Origin of the sequence: Streptomyces sp. NBC_00442, from assembly GCF_036014195.1 — a bacterium.
Lineage (GTDB): Bacteria > Actinomycetota > Actinomycetes > Streptomycetales > Streptomycetaceae > Streptomyces.
In genome coordinates this window covers 3483831-3500325 of the sequence record NZ_CP107918.1, presented here as the reverse complement: position 1 = coordinate 3500325, position 16495 = coordinate 3483831, and the positions used below count along the sequence as shown (strand labels likewise).

The window sequence follows — 16495 nt, the reverse complement described above, 5'->3', positions numbered from 1 at the left end:
CGGGCTCACTCACTCCCGTGAAGGAGCAGACCCAACCATGTCTGATGTCTACATCGCAGGCGAGAGCGAAGAGTCCGAGCGCCCCGGCGCCGAGGTCTTCGACATCACCACCAAGCGCCCCACCATCCCGGCCCCGGCCGCCCCGGCCGCCCTGCCGGCCGATCGGTACGACGACGAGGAAGCGGAGTCGCCGCGGCTGCGGCCGGTCGACTCCCCGGACCTGCCGCCCCCGGGGATCACCACCTACAAGCGGTTGCCGATCGTCCCTTCCTGGTTGAAGTCGAAGCCGGGGTTCGTCTCCACCACCCAGCGCGCCACGAGCAACGCGTTCTACGCCACCGCCTTCCACGGGATCCGCACCCCCTGGTACGCGTACCAGCTCGGGCTGAATGCCCCGCGCGGCGTGGCCCGCCTGGTCCGCGACACCAACGCGTGGGTGTGGGACGCCGAGGCGGCCCCGCTCCGCGCGTACGAGGTCTACAAGGAGAACACCGCCGAGTACCTGAAGCTGTCGCGGCAGCGTGACAGTCGGGTGCGGCTGCGGACGCTGGTCACCGTGGTGGCGCTGATCTTCGGTACCGGCTTCGCGCTGACCATGTACGTCATGGCGCCCGGCTGGCTCGCCGTGTTCGCGTCGGCCGCCGTGCTCGCCGCCGGTTTCTGGGGTGCCCCGAAGGATCAGCCGGTGATCGGCCCGGCCGTGCTGAAGACGGAGCTGCAGAAGCTCACCGGGATGCTCGTGCTCCGGGCGCTGGACAACATCGGCAACGCGAAGCTGTCGGCCGCCATCAAGAAGGGCGGCGACATGAACGGCCTGCGGTTCACCTCGGAGATCACCCGGGACGGGCCCGGCTACCGCGCCGATCTCGATCTCCCGTGGGGTGTCACCCCGGAGGACATCATGGAGGCTCGTAAGCCGCTCGCTTCCGGCCTGCGCCGAAAGGTCGGATCGGTGTGGCCGTCCTCCGACCCGACCGAGCATGAGGGGCGTCTGGTCCTGTGGGTGGGCGACAAGCCCATGAACGAGACCAAGAAGCCTGCCTGGCCGCTGCTGAAGTCGGGCAGCGTGGACCTGTTCAAGCCGGTGGTCTTCGGCAACGACCAGCGCATGGCCGATGTGGCCGTGACCCTGATGTTCGCCAGTGTGGTCGTCGGTTCTATCCCGCGTATGGGCAAGACGTTCTTGATGCGTCTGTTCCTGCTGATCGCCGCTCTGGACCCGCGCGCTCAGCTCTACGCGTTCGACTTCAAGGGCACTGGCGACTTCGGTGCGCTGGAGCCTGTCTGTCACCGCTACCGGGCGGGGGATGAGGATGAGGACATCCTCTACGTCCTCGAATCGCTGCGGGAGCTGCGGGCCGAGCTGCGGCGCCGGGCGAAGGTCATCAAGTCGCTGCCGCGCTCGCGTTGCCCGGAGTCGAAGGTGACTGCCGAGCTGGCCAACGACAAGAGCCTGGGCCTGCACCCGATCGTTGCCGGATTCGATGAGTGCCAGGTCCCCTTCGAGCACGAGAAGTACGGCAAGGAACTCGAAGAGATCTGCACCGACCTGTGCAAGCGCGGTCCGGCCCTCGGCATGGTGACGCTCTTCGGTACCCAGCGTCCCGACGCGAAGTCGCTGCCTACCGGCATCTCCGCGAACGCGGTGCTGCGGTTCTGCCTGAAGGTCATGGGCCAGCCCGCCAACGACATGGTGCTGGGGACCTCGATGTACAAGGCGGGGTACCGGGCCACGATGTTCTCCCGGACCGACCGTGGCATCTGCTGGATGGCTGGTGAGGGCGACGACCCGCGCATCGTCGCCTCAGCGTTCGTCGACGCGGTGGCCGCCGAACAGGTCGTTGTGCGGGCCCGCCGGATGCGCGAGGAGTACGGCAACGTCACGGGCCACGCCATCGGCCAGGAACCCGAGAGCGGGGAAGCCTCCTTCGACCTCCTCGCCGACATCCTCAGGGTCGTGCCGGCCGATGAGGAGAAGGTCTGGAACGAGAAGGTCGCCGCCCGCCTCGCCGCACTGCGCCCCGAGGTCTACAGCGGCTGGAAGGCCGAGACGGTCACCACGAACCTCAAGCCGCACGGCATCACCGCCCAGGACGTCTGGGGCTCCACCACCACCGGCAAGGGCACCACCCGACGCGGAATCGCCCGCGCCGACATCACGGCCGTCATCACCCTCCGTGATGGAAAGCGCGTCGGGGGCTGACTCGCACCGCTGCTAGACCTAGCGGCCATCGCTGCTAGGTCTAGCACCCCCGCTAGCACCCCGAACCGCTCCCCATCAGCGATCTCGCACCTAGCAGCCGACCTGCGAAAACACCGGAATCCCCGCCCGGAAGGCACTCCATGACCCCCATCCTCCTTGCTAGCGCCTGCCTGCTCATCGTCACACTCGGTTACGTCAGCGTGTGCGCGTCCAGCCCGTTCGGCACCTGCCGCAAGTGCAAGGGCTTCGGCTACGCGATGAAGACCGACCGCAAGGGCCGCCTCAAGCGCGGCAAGCACTGCCGCCGCTGCGACGGCCACGGCAAGCGCATCCGGATCGGCCGCCACCTCTACAACCTCTGGCTTCACCTCTACCGCGACGCCAACCCCGCCCCCCGCAAGACGTTCGCCCCGAAGGGATAACCCATGGCCATCACCCTCTCGCTCGTCGCCCTGTTCGGACTGGTCCTGTTCTTCCTGCTCCGCTCCAAGACCCTCGGCTACGGCTCCGCGTTCATCGCCATCATGTTCGGCTTCTTCCTCGCCTCCACCGGAGCCTCCGGCCCCATCAACGAACTCACCACCGCTGTCCTGAGCGCCGTGTCCGACCTCGGGGGCCAGGGATGAACGAGCCCATCACCTACCGGCACTGGGCCCTCGACCTCGCCCCCAAGGCAGCCCCCGCACTGGCCACCACGACCGTGCTGATCCTGGGCCGGATCTGGAACGCCAACGGCGCCGAACACTCCGTCGGCAACGCGGCGCTGATGGTCGTCCTCGCCGCCGGAGCCGCGGCGGCCGGCGCCTTCTCCTCCGGCAACCACGTCGGCGGCAGCGTGATCGCCGGAACCGCGTTCGCCGCATCCGGCGGCCTGGCCCTGGCCGGAGTCGCCGGATACGCCGATGGCCTCTCCCTCCCGATCCTGCTCTGGGCCCTGGCCACCGCCGTCGCCTACGGACTCGCCGCCCGCTACTGGCGCACCGACCGCCGAGAAGCAGTCACGTACGAGCGGCAGACCCTCGGCCAGCGCGAAGTCCACGCCCACGTTGAGCGCGTGGAGGCCCTGCGCGCTGGAGCACAGATCGAGGTAGCCCGCTCCGGCGCCGCCTACGCCGAACAGCTCGCCAACGCCCTCATCACCCGCGCTGGCCTTCCCGGCTACAACCCGCAGGCCATCACGGACGCCGGACTGCCCGAACTGCCTTCCACCGAAGGGAAGGACTGGTGACCGGGCCCGAGGCGGCATACGCCACTGCGCCGAGCGTCATCAGCGAGATCGGCTGGACCGTGCGCGGGGCCCGCGACTGCCGTGGCGGGATCCGTGTGCGGGAGTTCTGGCTCCGCAAGGCCGCGCTCCTGGATCGCATCGCCCTCACCGACGACGACCCCGTCAGCGGCGACGCCGCGACCTGCGCCACCGAAGCAGCCCTCCGGCTGATCGAGATCGACCACGCGGACGGCCCCCGCACCCAAGACCCCCGCGGCTACGTCCGCCAGGAATACGCCCTCTGGCTCCACCACCACTGAAGAGAGATCGCCATGAGCTCCAGTCCCGCCCTGAGCACCACGCAGCACCCCACGATGCACACGCAGGTCGACGGTCTCAGCTACAGGCCCGAGCGCGTCAGCGTGATCGCGGCCCTGTCCCACATCCGCAGCGCCCGCAAGAGCCCCAAGAACGTGGACACGGTCAACGTCTACGCCTTCACCGGCCGCGACGGAATCCCGCTCCACGTGGTCTACATCCACCACACCCCCGGCCGCTGGCACGGAGTCAAGGACGTCATCGACGTCTACGAGATCCCCACCGCCGCGCTCACCGACCTGTAGCTGTGCCCGGGGCGGTCGCCTCTCTCCAAAGACCGCGACCGCCCCGGCTTGCCCAGTCCCTTCGCAGAAACAGGAGCACCCCAGCATGACACCAACCCCCGCCCCGACGCTGCTGCGCGCCGCCCTGGCCGCCGCTGAGCGCGGCTGGCCCGTCTTCCCCCTGCGCCCCGGGGACAAGCGGCCCGCAGGGCACCCCGAACGCAACTGCCCCCGCACGGGCCGCTGCGCGGACGGCCACCGCACCCCCGAACAGCGCGCCACCCTCGACCCCGGGAGCATCACCGCGTGCTGGAAGGCGGCCCCCTACAACGTCGGCATCGCTACCGGCCCGGCTGGACTCTTGGTCGTGGACCTCGACATCCCCAAGGACGACGACGGACCCGCACCCCAGGAATGGGCAGGGGGCACGGACGGTCTGGACGTGTTTGCGATGCTCTGCGAGCGAGCCAGTGAGCGACTGCCGACCGAGACGTTCACGGTGCGCACCCGCCGTGGCGGACAGCACGTGTACTTCACCGCCCCTGCCGAAAAGCAGCTACGTGGGAGCGCAGGACGCCTTGGGTGGAAGGTCGACACGCGAGCCTGGGGTGGATACGTGGTCGCGGCCGGCAGCACGGTGGGCACCGGCTCGTACGAGATCATTCACGACGCACCCCCGGCCCCCCTCCCCACGTGGCTCTGTGACCTCCTCATCACGCCGCCCGCACCCGCCCCCGTTCCTGTAGCCGTGCTCCGCTCCCGGATCGGCAAGGCGGACCGGTACGCGTCGGCCGCCCTGAACGGTGAGGTCGCCAAGGTGGCTGCCGCCGTCACCGGAGCCCAGAACACCACGCTCTACAACGCGGCGTACGCCCTCGGCCGCCTCATCGCCACGGGGACCCTCACGGAGACGGAGGTCACCGACGCGCTCACCGCCGCCGCACCGGAGGGGCTCGCGCCTTCCCGTATCGCGGCCAGCATCCGCGACGGCATCCAGCGCAGCGCCCGCAACACCCTGGGAGGGGCGGCATGACCACACAGCCCGTGGACAGCTCGGAGCTGTGGGCGGGCTTCGAAGCACTGGACGCTCAGGAGGCAGCGGCCGCGCCGTGGGAGGAGCCGATCCCACTCACCGCCCGCCGGGAACTGCCGGCGTTCCCCACCGAGGTCTTCCCGGCCTGGCTGGGCGACTACGTGCGCGCGGTCGCGGAAGAGACGCAGACACCCGTGGACATGGCCGCCTCCCTCGCGCTCGCCGTGCTCGGCACTGCTGCCGGGGGCCGCGCCGTGGTCCACGTCCGCAGCCGGTGGCGCGAGCCCGTGAACGTGTTCGTGGTCGTCGCGCTGCCGCCAGGCAACCGCAAGTCAGCCGTGTTCAACTTGATGGCCGACCCGCTGTACCGCTGCGAAGCGCTGCTGGTTACGCAGTCCGCCGGGCGGATCGTGGAGGCGGAGATCACCGCCAGGCTCGCCAGGGAGGTCGCGGACAACGCGGCGGCCAAGGCGGCCCGCGCCGACGCTGACAAGCGCGACCAGCTCGTCGCCGAGGCCATCGGCCTCGCGCAGGCCGCCGAGGCGGTCACGGTGCCCGCCAAGCCCCGTCTGCTGGCCGATGACGCCACCCCGGAGGTCATCGCCTCACTCCTGGCCGAACAGGGCGGCAGGCTCTCCGTGATGTCCGCCGAGGGCGGCATCTTCGACATCATCGCCGGCCGCTACTCCGGCACCCCGAACCTGGACGTCTTCCTGCGCGGGCAGGCAGGCGACCGGCTGAGGGTGGACCGCCGGGGCCGCGAGGAGTTCATCGAGTCCCCTGCCCTGACCATGGGCCTGACCGTGCAGCCCTCCGTCCTGGAGGACATCGGCCGCATCAAGGGAGCCAACGACCGAGGCCTGTTGGCCAGGTTCTTTTACTCCCTGCCGACCTCGCTCGTCGGGCACCGAACGATCCTGCCCGACCCGATCCCGGACGCGGTGGCTACCACCTACGAGGAGAAGATCACCGCCCTGACCATGTCCCTGGCGGACTGGACGGACCCGGCGGTACTCCAGCTCTCCCCGGACGCGGGCGACGTCCTCGTTGCGTTCGAGGAGCGCCAGGAACCGCGGCTGCGGCCCCGTGGGGGCGACCTCGCTCACGTCGGGAACTGGGCCAACAAGCTGGGCGGCGCAACCTGCCGCCTGGCCGGGCTCCTTCACCTGGCCGCGCATCCCACGAACGGCCACACCGAGCCCGTCAGCGCAGACACCATGCGCGCAGCGGTGAAGCTGATCGACTACTTCACCGGTCACGCGCTGGTGGTCTTCGACCTCATGGGCGCCGACCACACCGCCAACCGCGGCCATGCCGTGCTGGAGCTGCTGCGCACCCAGCACTGGGGCGAGGTCAGCAAGCGCGACCTGATGGTGAAGCTCTCCCGCTCCGAGTTCCCCACGGTCGCTGATCTGGATCCCGCGCTGGAGCTGCTGGAGGACCACGGGTTCATCCGCTGCCAGCTCGTCCAGCGCACCGGAGGCAGGGGCCGGCCGCCGTCCCCGCGCTACCTCATCCACCCCCAGCTCAGCGACCCGACCGTCTGACCCCCGCCACAGAAACCACAGAATCACAGAAATGGCCCCACCTGGCCTCTGACCTGTACAAACGCTGCCTCGGGTGGTCCGCCACAGAAACCCACGGAAGTCCCACACAAATACCCGCCCACCCCGGGCCCTTATTTCTGTGGGACTTCCTGCGGTTTCTGTGGCGGACCACCCCCACAGAGGTTTTCGCAGGTCAGGCCCCCTGCCCCGGGTTTCTGTGTATTTCGTGGTTTCTGTGGCGGCCCGCCAAGGAGCGAGCCCATGCCTGAAGCCCATGACGCCGTGTCCCACGCGGCAGATCCGACGCTGGTGCTGCTGACCGTCGAGGAAGCCGCCCGCCGACTCCGCGTCGGCAGAACCACCTGCTTCGCGCTGATCCGCACCGGCGCGCTGGAGTCCGTCCTGATCGGTGGACTCCGCAGGGTCCCGGTCGATGCGCCGGCCGAGTACGTGATCCGCCTCCGCACCACCCAACACGCGGCTTGACGGCCACCCGAGACAGGAGCCTGCCTGTGGCAGAGACAAGCAAGAAGGGCACCCGCCGCGCCAACGGCGAAACCGCGATCTATTTCGGAAAGGACGGACGTTGGCACGCCAGAGTGCCGATGGGCTACCGGGACAACGGCGAGCCGTACCGGAGGCACATCACCCGGCTTACGGAGGATCTCCTCATGGAGGAGGTCAAGCGGCTGGAGAAGCAGCGTGACCAGGGGACTGCCCAGCAGCCCGGGAAGCTGTGGACGGTCGAGAAGTGGCTGTGGCACTGGGTCGAGAACATCGCCAAGGAATCCGTCAGCGAGAACACCTACGACGGCTACGAGGTGGCCGTCCGGGTGCACCTCGTGCCCGGTATCGGCAAGCACCGGATCGACCGCCTGGAGCCGGAACACCTGGAGAGCCTGTACCGCCGGATGAAGGAGAAGGGCAGCAAGCCCGCCACGGCCCACCAGGCTCATCGGACCGCACGTACGGCCCTGGGAGAGGCAGTACGACGCGGCCACGCCGCGAAGAACGCCGCCGCGCTGGCCAAGCCGCCACGTGTCGAGGAGGCCGAAGACGAGATCGAGCCCTACTCGGTCGAGGAGATCCAAAGCCTGCTGATCGAGGTGAACAAGCGCCGCAACAGCGCCCGCTGGATGCTCGCCCTCGCGCTCGGCCTGCGGCAGGGGGAGACGCTCGGGCTCCGGTGGGCCGACGTGGACCTGGAGAACGAGTACCTGAAGCTCCGCCGGAACCGGCTGCGGCCGAAGTACGCGCACGGGTGCAAGGAAGCTGCCCCGTGCGGCCGGAAGGCCGGGTACTGCCCCCTGCGCAGCCAGGTGCGGCGGGAGACCAAGAACACCAAGTCGCGCGCTGGGCGCCGTGCGGTGCCCCTGCCAGGGCCTCTGGTCCGGATGCTCCGGGCTCACAAGGAGGTGCAGGCCCGCGAGCGGAAGGCGGCCGGTGACCAGTGGACCGAGTCCGAGTACGTCTTCACCAAGCCGCTCGGCGGCCCGCTCAGCCCGAACACGGACTACCACGACTGGAAGAAGCTCATCGGAGACGCGGGGGTGAGGGACGCGCGTCTCCACGACGCACGGCACACCGCCGCGACCGTGCTCATGCTGCTCGGGGTTCCGGACAGGGTCATCGACCAGATCATGGGCTGGGAGGCGGGGACCTCTTCCCGGATGCGCGCGCGGTACCTGCACGTGCCCGACGCCATGCTGAAGGACGTGGCCCAGAAGATCGGGGAGGCCATCTGGGGACCCTCGGAGAAGGTCCTTGTGGACAAAGACCAGGACAACGAGGTCTGAGGAACGACGAAGGGCCCCGCTGCAAGCAGCGGAGCCCTTCAACGTATTGCCCGGTGAGAGCAATGGCGGAGGATACGAGATTCGAACTCGTGAGGGGTTGCCCCCAACACGCTTTCCAAGCGTGCGCCCTAGGCCACTAGGCGAATCCTCCGCGGCAAACAATACAAGACGTTGAGGGGTGCTCGCGAACTCGTTCCCCCCCTCAGGGATCAGGTACTCTGTGCGGAGCCCCTCACGTGGCGCTATCTGACTGAACTCCCCCAGGGCCGGAAGGCAGCAAGGGTAGGTTGGCTCTGGCGGGTGCGTGGGGGGCGCTTAATTTTTTGCGGGGGTGCGGGTCTACTCCCCCTGCGTGGGCGCCCTTTCGCCCGGCCGGAGGCGGTGGGGGATCCGTCCGGATCCGTCGGCGGGCCCGGTTGTCAGTGGGCCCCGATAACCTCGTATGTGTGTCGTCCCTTGCGCTGTACCGCCGCTACCGCCCCGAGTCGTTCGCCGAGGTCATCGGGCAGGAGCATGTCACCGACCCGCTGCAGCAGGCGCTGCGGAACAACCGGGTCAATCACGCGTACCTGTTCAGTGGGCCGCGGGGCTGTGGCAAGACGACCAGCGCCCGGATCCTGGCCCGGTGTCTGAACTGCGAGCAGGGGCCGACGCCCACGCCGTGCGGCGAGTGCCAGTCCTGCCAGGACCTCGCGCGCAACGGGCCGGGTTCCATCGACGTGATCGAGATCGACGCGGCTTCGCACGGTGGCGTGGACGACGCCCGTGAGCTGCGCGAGAAGGCCTTCTTCGGGCCCGCGTCCAGCCGGTACAAGATCTACATCATCGACGAGGCCCACATGGTGACCTCGGCCGGCTTCAACGCGCTCCTCAAGGTCGTCGAGGAGCCGCCGGAGCACCTCAAGTTCATCTTCGCCACCACCGAGCCCGAGAAGGTCATCGGGACGATCCGGTCGCGTACGCACCACTATCCGTTCCGGCTCGTGCCGCCGGGCACGCTCCGGGAGTACCTCGGAGAGGTCTGCGGGCGCGAGGGCATCCCCATCCAGGACGGCGTGCTGCCGCTCGTCGTGCGCGCCGGCGCCGGGTCCGTGCGTGACTCGATGTCCGTCATGGACCAGCTGCTCGCCGGCGCCGCCGCGGACGGTGTGACGTACGCCATGGCCACCGCCCTGCTCGGTTACACGGACACCTCGCTGCTCGATTCGGTGGTCGACGCCTTCGCCTCCGGCGACGGCGCGGCCGCGTTCGAGGTCGTCGACCACATCATCGAGGGCGGCAACGACCCGCGCCGCTTCGTCGCCGACCTCCTGGAGCGCCTGCGGGACCTCGTGATCCTCGCCGCGGTTCCCGACGCGGGGGAGAAGGGGCTCATCGACGCCCCGGCCGATGTCGTGGAGCGCATGCAGGCGCAGGCCTCCGTGTTCGGCGCGGCCGAGCTGAGCCGGGCCGCCGATCTCGTCAACGCGGGGCTCACCGAGATGCGCGGGGCCACCTCGCCCCGGCTCCAGCTCGAATTGATCTGTGCCCGGGTGCTGCTGCCGGCCGCGTACGACGACGAGCGCTCGCTCCAGGCCCGCATCGACCGGCTGGAGCGGGGGGCGCTCCAGTTCCAGGCCGCGCCGGCCGGCGGCCCCGCCATGGGGTACGTGCCGGGGCCCGAGGCGCATGCCCCCCTGCAGGGCGGTTCCGCAGACGGACCCGGTGGGCTCGGTGGACCTGGTGGACCTGGTGGGCCCGGTGGATCCGGCGGCTTCGGCGGGCCCGATGCCGCTCGGGCCGCGGCGCGCGGTGCGGGTGGTCCGGGGCAGACGGGTGCTCCGGGGCAGACGGGCGCGCCCGCCCACGCAGGACCGGCCTCGCCGCAGGCTCCGGCCTCGCCGCAATCGACCCCGCAGCAGCAGCCCGCCGCACGGCAACCCGGGCCGCAGGACCCCGCGCCGCAGGACCCCGCGCCGCAGCAGGCGCCATCCGCTCAGCCCCAGCCCGCCCAGTCCCAGCCCGTACAGGCGCGGCCCGCCGCGCAGGCCGGGCCCGCCGCCGGTGCCTGGCCCTCCGCCGCGGCGCCCGGACAGGGGGGCGGCCAGCGTCCCGGTGCCTGGCCCGGTGCGTCGGCTCCCGGCTCGGCTCCCGGCTCGGGGGCCGGATCGGGGTCGGGTTCCGGCGCAGGCTCGGGCTCCGGCGCCTGGCCCTCTGCCGCGTCCGCCGGATCCGCCGAGCCCACCCCCGGCCCGGCCCCGGCCCCCGCCGCCCCCGTTCCGACCGCTGCCGCCCAGGGCAACGCCCTGCAAGTACGCAACATGTGGCCGGACATCCTGGAGGCCGTGAAGAACAAGCGGCGCTTCACCTGGATCCTGCTCAGCCAGAACGCGCAGGTGGCCGGGTTCGACGGCACCACCGTCCAGCTCGGCTTCATCAACGCGGGCGCCCGGGACAACTTCGCGAGCAGCGGCAGCGAAGACGTGCTGCGCAGTGTGCTGTCCGAGCGGTTCGGGGTGCAGTGGAAGGTCGAGGCGATCATCGACCCGTCGGGCGGCGCCCAGCCCCCGGCTGCCGCTGCCAACTTCGGGGGCGGTGCGCCCCGCCCCCCGGCCCCGCACGCGTCCCAGCAGTACCAGTCGTCGCAGTCCGCTCAGCAGGCCTCCGGGCCGCAAGGGGCTCAGGGGCCCCAGGGATTCCAGGGGACCCACGGGGGAGCTCAGGGAGGCCAGGGGGCCGCGGGCTCCGGCCCCGGTTCGTCCGAGGCGTCCGGGACGTCGGGGGCCTCAGGGGCCTCCGGGGCGCAGTCCCACCACCAGGGGCGGGCCTCGCACGGACAGCAGTCGTCCCAGTCCGCCGCGCCGGGGCGTCACGACGAGCCTCCGCCACCTCCGGTCCGGCCGGAGGACGACGTTCCGGAGGACGACGATCCGGACCTCGTGGACAACGCGCTCTCCGGCCACGACCTGATCGTGCGCGAGCTCGGAGCCACCGTCGTGGAGGAATATACGAACGAGGGCTGAGCGTCCGCCTGGTGGCCCGCACAAAGAGCGAGCCGTCGCGGCGGCTAGGCTGGCTGCCGTGAAGGTCCTTGTCATCGGCGGCGGTGCCCGCGAGCACGCCCTGTGCCGTTCCCTGTCCCTCGACCCCGACGTGACGGCGCTGCACTGCGCCCCCGGCAACGCCGGGATCGCGGAGGTCGCCGAACTCCACCCCGTGGACCAGCTGGACGGGGGCGCGGTCGCCCGCCTCGCCGTCGCGCTCGGCAGCGAGCTCGTCGTGGTCGGGCCCGAGGCGCCGCTCGTCGCCGGCGTCGCCGACGCCGTACGGGACGCGGGCATCCCCTGCTTCGGCCCCTCCAAGGAGGCCGCTCGGCTCGAAGGCTCCAAGGCGTTCGCCAAGGACGTGATGGCGGCGGCCAACGTGCCGACCGCCCGCTCCTACCTCTGCACCACCCCCGAGGAGATCGACCGGGCGCTCGACGCCTTCGGCGCTCCGTACGTGGTGAAGGACGACGGCCTCGCCGCCGGCAAGGGCGTCGTCGTGACCGACGACCTCGCCGCCGCCCGTGCCCACGCGCTGGCCTGCGAACGCGTCGTCATCGAGGAGTTCCTCGACGGCCCCGAGGTCTCGCTCTTCGCGATCACCGACGGCGTCACCGTCCTGCCGCTCCAGCCCGCGCAGGACTTCAAGCGCGCGCTCGACGGCGACGAGGGCCCCAACACCGGTGGCATGGGCGCCTATTCGCCGCTGCCGTGGGCCGACCCGAAGCTGGTCGACGAGGTCATGCAGAGCGTGCTCCAGCCGACCGTCGACGAACTGCGCCGCCGCGGCACCCCGTTCTCCGGCCTGCTGTACGCGGGCCTCGCCATCACCTCGCGCGGGGTGCGGGTCATCGAGTTCAACGCGCGCTTCGGCGACCCCGAGACCCAGGTCGTGCTCGCCCGCCTCCGCACGCCGCTCGCGGGCGTCCTGTTCCGCTCGGCCAACGGCACCCTCGACGTACAGGAGCCGCTGGCCTGGCGCGACGACGCGGCCGTCACCGTGGTCATCGCCTCGCACAACTACCCCGAGGCTCCCCGCACCGGCGACCCGATCGAGGGTCTCGCCGAGGTCGCCGCGCAGGATGAGCCCACCGCGTACGTTCTGCACGCCGGGACCCGCAGGGACGGCGACGCCGTCGTGAGTGCGGGCGGCCGCGTGCTGTCGGTCACCGCGACCGGCGCGGACCTCGCCCAGGCCCGGGAGCGGGCGTACACGGCGGTCGGCCGGATCCGGCTCGACGGCTCGCAGCACCGCACCGACATCGCGCGCAAGGCGGCCGGCGCACAGGGCTGAACTCCACCACCACCCGCGGGGCCCCGGTTTCACGCCGGGGCCCCGCGGCGTTGGGCCCGGCGGCGTACGACGGCCGGAACCGGCCGGGCCACACCAACCGCACCTTTACCCAAAGCCATTCCATCGGGTGACGAGTGGCCCATCCGGATGACTCCCGCCCGAGGCCCAACTATGGTGCGGCGAAGGCGTTCCGGCACTTGGCCCACCGGCATTGCGATGTCGGTGGCGGGTGCCACAGTGGGGGCATGAGCAACGTCGCCGCAGGGCAGAGGGGGTGAAGTCCGGCCGTGTCCGGTACCGCAATGGGTGGAGAGGCGGGCGCGCAGCATGCGCGTTCGCGGGCTCTCGCCGTGCTGCGCATCCGCAGTAGGGCGCTGGCCGTGGCCCTGCTGCCGACGGCTGTCGCCGTCGTGCTGATCGTCGCCGCCGCGCAGGGCCGTATCGAAGGCAGTGGCTGGGACACCGTGCGCTGGGCGGTCATCGCGGTCGCGCTGCTCGTGCTGTCGATCGCGGCCGCGGTGGCGGCCGTGATCGTACGGGCCAGGCCGGCCCTCTCTCCGACGGTGGACGTCGCGGAATCGGCCGCCCCCGACCTGTACCGCCTGGTCAGGGACTTGGCGGAGCGCCTCGATGTGCCGCCGCCCTCCGCGATAGCCCTCACGCCGGACTGCGACAGCTGGCTGGAGGACCGCACGCATCCGGCGCACGCGGCCGCCGGGCATGCGCCGCGTCCCGCCCGCTCCCCGCGAGGAGCCGAGGCGGGCGGCGAGGCGGGCGGTGAGGTCCGCGGCGGTCGCGCCCGGCGGGTGCAGGCCGCGCCGGTCCTGGTCATCGGGTCGCCCTTCATGTGGTGGATGCGCGTGGGTGAGCTGCGCGCGATCCTCGCCCCCGTCGTCGCCGGTACGGGCCCCTCCGCGCACCCGGACATAGCGGCCGCCCGCCGCTTCGTGCGCGGGCTCGACGCCGCCGTCGGCGTGGCCGCGAAGCCCGGTCTCGGCCCGGTGCGGCGGCTCGCGCTCGGCTTCACCGGCTCGATCGCTCGGCTGCTCCTGCGCGGATGCCGGGTGCACGCGGGCGAAATGGAGCGCGGGGTCGCCGCCGCGGCGTCCGAGCGCGCACAGGCGGTGGACTACGGGGTGCGGATCGTCGCCCAGGAGCAGGTCGGGCTCGCCTACGCGGGCTGGGACCGGCTGCTGACGCGGGTGGCGCTGCCCGCCTGGCGGATGGGCCGCTGGCCCTCACGTCTCGACGCGGGGGTGGTCTCGGCGCTGACCGAGCTGTCCCGCCGCGACCGTCTCGCGGAAGGCTTCACCTCCCGGCTCGGCGAGCGGCCGGCCTGCGACCTCCTGGAGGAGCCCGGTATCGCCGACGAGGCGACGTCGCTGCTCGCGGCCCGGCTGTTCCACGGAGGTCCCGCCGAGCCCGGCCCCGACTGGGCGCCGCTCGACTGGGCGGCGTATCCGGAGGAGGTCGTCGACCGCAAATGGCGCATGGAGGCGGCCCGGCTGCACCGGGTGCTCGACGGGCTCGGCGAGCGGCGCGGCGCGCGGCCCGCGGCGCCCACCCTCGCCCGCGTCATCGACCATCTGACCGCGTCGGGAGACGACGTCGCGGACCTGCTGGCCGCGGGGATCGCGGCGGAGGTGGCCGGCGAGGAGGCCGCGTCCGCGCCGCCCGCGCCCGTCCCCGAATCCTGGTGCTTCGACACGATGCCGCTCTTCCCGCTCCAACCCCCGCGTACGGGGCGGGAGTTGCTGGCCGACCATGTGACGGCGATGGTGTGCTGCGCCGCGGTCGACACGGCGGGCGCGATGCCGGGGCTCGACTGGCTGGACGGTCCGTCGCTCCTCGTCGACGAGGTGCGCCGCTCGGACCTGACGTCCCCGGTGCTGACCCTGATCGAGGACGGGGACGCGGATGCGCTGCGCGACTGGCTCACCTCCATCGGCATCCGGCCGGAGAAGCCGGTGCGGCTGGTCTGACGGCGTCCCGTCCGATGGAGTCCGTCCCGGCCGCCGACGCCGGGACCGCCGACGCCGGGGCCGGCCGCCGGCCCCCTCCCGGAGCCCCGGGCACCCCAAAGCCCCTACCCCCTGCCGTAGTTCGCCCCGAGGCATCCGGAATGTCGACTTCCCCTTGACGTCAATTCGCGACGAACGGTGACGGAGTGCGTGCGTTATGTGATGTGCTGGGGACCGGTAGCTGACAGGCGGCGTACACCGCATGGGCGCCCGGGGTGTCCCGGGGAGTCCCGGGGGACCGAGGGAGGGAAGCGGCATGGGGGTGGAACGGTCGGAGCACATCCGGCGCTGGGAGTCCGGTGCCCTGGCGCACGCCGTCTCGGACCCCTTCGGGCAGGGCCCGCTGCCCTGGCTGCGCGGCAGCGAGACGTACTTCGACGACACCGGGCACGTGGTGCCCTGGTACGTCGATCACCTCCCGGCCCAGCACGGCGCCCCGCGCAGCAGCACGCGCGGCACCGCCCGCGTCAGCGGCCCGCGTACCGCCGACGACGTGCGCCAGCAGATCAAGGGGTTCGCCTCCAGCGGGGCCGTCGCGCCCGGTGAGGCCATCGACTTCCACATCACCGTGGACCCCCCGCAGCAGTTCACCGTCGACGTCTACCGGATCGGCCATTACGGAGGCGACGGCGCCGCGAAGATCGCCACCAGCCCCCGGCTCTCCGGGATCGTCCAGCCGCCCCCGCTGACCGCGGACCGTACGGTCTCCTGCCACCACTGGTGGCAGTCCTGGCGCTACCAGGTCCCCACGCACGCCTCGATCGGCGCCCATGTCGCGGTGCTGACCACCGCCGACGGATACCGCTCGCACATCCCGTTCACGGTCCGCGACGACCACCCGGCCGATCTGCTCCTGCTGCTGCCCGACATCACCTGGCAGGCCTACAACCTGTACCCGGAGGACGGCCGCACCGGCGCCAGCCTCTACCACGCCTGGGACGGCGAGGGCGGGCTGCTCGGCGAGGAGGACGCGGCGATCACCGTCTCCTTCGACCGCCCCTACGCGGGCGCGGGCCTGCCCCTGCACGTGGGCCACGCCTACGACTTCATCCGCTGGGCCGAGCGCTACGGCTACGATCTCGCCTACGCCGACGCCCGCGACCTGCACGCCGGCCGGGTGGACCCGACCCGCTACCGCGGCCTCGTCTTCCCCGGCCACGACGAGTACTGGTCGGCCCCGATGCGCCGCGCCGTCGAGCTCGCCCGCGACGGCGGCACCTCGCTGGTCTTCCTGTCCGCCAACACCATGTACTGGCAGGTGGAGTTGGGGCCGTCCCCGTCCGGCGTGCCCAACCGTCTGCTGACCTGCCGCAAGCGCCGCGGCCCCGGCCGCCCCGCGCTGTGGCGCGAGGTGGCCAAGCCCGAGCAGCAGCTCCTGGGCATCCAGTACGCGGGCCGTGTCCCCGAGCCGGCCCCCATGGTCGTGCGCAACGCGGACCACTGGCTGTGGGAGGCGACCGGCGCCGGCGACGGCGACGAGATCGAGGGGCTTGTCGCCGGCGAGGCGGACCGCTACTACCCGCGCACCGCGCTCCCCGAGCACCGGGACCGCATCCTGCTCGCCCACTCGCCGTACCAGGACAGCGAGCAGCACACCCGGCACCAGGAGACGTCCCTGTACCGGGCTCCCTCCGGCGCGCTCGTGTTCGCTTCGGGCACCTTCGCCTGGTCCCCGGCGCTCGACCGGCCCGGCCATGTGGACACCCGCATCCAGCGCGCCACGGCCAACCTCCTCGACCGCATCTGCAAGCGCGACTGAGCACGGCCGC

Annotated in this window: 14 protein-coding genes, 1 tRNA gene and 1 other RNA gene; 15 read left to right on the top strand and 1 reads right to left on the bottom strand. The window is 71.6% G+C overall.

Annotated features, from left to right (window positions below; translation table 11 throughout):
• Nucleotides 1-37: 37 nt before the first annotated feature.
• The 10 genes from OG432_RS15825 (at nucleotide 38) to OG432_RS15780 (ending at nucleotide 8388) form a co-directional block, all read left to right on the top strand.
• Nucleotides 38-2203: a cell division protein FtsK gene (locus OG432_RS15825; protein ID WP_328311575.1), complete on the top strand. Its 2166-nt coding sequence runs from the start codon at nucleotides 38-40 to the stop codon at nucleotides 2201-2203.
• Between the two features lie 140 nt (nucleotides 2204-2343).
• The gene (locus OG432_RS15820) at nucleotides 2344-2625 is read left to right on the top strand and encodes a hypothetical protein (RefSeq protein WP_328311574.1); all 282 of its coding nucleotides are present in this window, start codon (nucleotides 2344-2346) and stop codon (nucleotides 2623-2625) included.
• A 3-nt stretch (nucleotides 2626-2628) separates the two neighbouring features.
• Entirely contained in the window at nucleotides 2629-2829 is a 201-nt protein-coding gene (locus OG432_RS15815; protein ID WP_328311573.1) for a hypothetical protein, read from the top strand.
• A complete protein-coding gene (locus OG432_RS15810) occupies nucleotides 2826-3431 on the top strand; it encodes a hypothetical protein (protein WP_328311572.1) in 606 nt (201 codons plus the stop codon). Before OG432_RS15815 ends, OG432_RS15810 begins: the two co-directional genes overlap by 4 nt.
• Nucleotides 3428-3730: a hypothetical protein gene (locus OG432_RS15805; protein WP_328311571.1), complete on the top strand. Its 303-nt coding sequence runs from the start codon at nucleotides 3428-3430 to the stop codon at nucleotides 3728-3730. Before OG432_RS15810 ends, OG432_RS15805 begins: the two co-directional genes overlap by 4 nt.
• Nucleotides 3731-3742: 12 nt before the next feature.
• Entirely contained in the window at nucleotides 3743-4033 is a 291-nt protein-coding gene (locus tag OG432_RS15800; RefSeq protein ID WP_328311570.1) for a hypothetical protein, read from the top strand.
• A gap of 85 nt (nucleotides 4034-4118) precedes the next feature.
• Nucleotides 4119-5045 carry a bifunctional DNA primase/polymerase gene (locus OG432_RS15795; RefSeq protein ID WP_328311569.1) on the top strand — a complete coding sequence of 309 codons (927 nt, stop codon included), beginning with the start codon at nucleotides 4119-4121 and terminating at the stop codon, nucleotides 5043-5045.
• Nucleotides 5042-6592 (top strand): YfjI family protein, encoded by a 1551-nt coding sequence (locus tag OG432_RS15790; RefSeq protein WP_328311567.1) that lies wholly within the window; start codon nucleotides 5042-5044, stop codon nucleotides 6590-6592. The genes OG432_RS15795 and OG432_RS15790 overlap by 4 nt, the downstream gene beginning before the upstream one ends.
• Before the next feature lie 261 nt (nucleotides 6593-6853).
• Nucleotides 6854-7078 (top strand): excisionase family DNA-binding protein, encoded by a 225-nt coding sequence (locus OG432_RS15785; protein ID WP_328311566.1) that lies wholly within the window; start codon nucleotides 6854-6856, stop codon nucleotides 7076-7078.
• A gap of 26 nt (nucleotides 7079-7104) precedes the next feature.
• The gene (locus OG432_RS15780) at nucleotides 7105-8388 is read left to right on the top strand and encodes a tyrosine-type recombinase/integrase (protein ID WP_328311565.1); all 1284 of its coding nucleotides are present in this window, start codon (nucleotides 7105-7107) and stop codon (nucleotides 8386-8388) included.
• A 63-nt stretch (nucleotides 8389-8451) separates the two neighbouring features.
• Here the strand turns inward: OG432_RS15780 and OG432_RS15775 are convergent.
• Nucleotides 8452-8539: transfer RNA gene (locus tag OG432_RS15775), tRNA-Ser, on the bottom strand.
• A gap of 72 nt (nucleotides 8540-8611) precedes the next feature.
• On the opposite strand from OG432_RS15775, the gene ffs reads away from it, so the two are divergent.
• From ffs to OG432_RS15750, 5 genes are all read left to right on the top strand, one after another.
• Nucleotides 8612-8710, top strand: an RNA gene (gene ffs / locus OG432_RS15770) — signal recognition particle sRNA small type.
• A gap of 124 nt (nucleotides 8711-8834) precedes the next feature.
• Nucleotides 8835-11390, top strand: coding sequence for a DNA polymerase III subunit gamma and tau (locus OG432_RS15765; RefSeq protein ID WP_328311564.1), 2556 nt, complete (start codon nucleotides 8835-8837; stop codon nucleotides 11388-11390).
• A gap of 58 nt (nucleotides 11391-11448) precedes the next feature.
• The gene (gene purD, locus OG432_RS15760; RefSeq protein ID WP_328311563.1) at nucleotides 11449-12705 is read left to right on the top strand and encodes a phosphoribosylamine--glycine ligase; all 1257 of its coding nucleotides are present in this window, start codon (nucleotides 11449-11451) and stop codon (nucleotides 12703-12705) included.
• A 287-nt stretch (nucleotides 12706-12992) separates the two neighbouring features.
• Nucleotides 12993-14687, top strand: a complete 1695-nt coding sequence (locus tag OG432_RS15755) for a hypothetical protein (protein ID WP_443058392.1) — start codon at nucleotides 12993-12995, stop codon at nucleotides 14685-14687.
• Between the two features lie 295 nt (nucleotides 14688-14982).
• The gene (locus tag OG432_RS15750; RefSeq protein WP_328311562.1) at nucleotides 14983-16485 is read left to right on the top strand and encodes a N,N-dimethylformamidase beta subunit family domain-containing protein; all 1503 of its coding nucleotides are present in this window, start codon (nucleotides 14983-14985) and stop codon (nucleotides 16483-16485) included.
• Nucleotides 16486-16495: the final 10 nt, after the last annotated feature.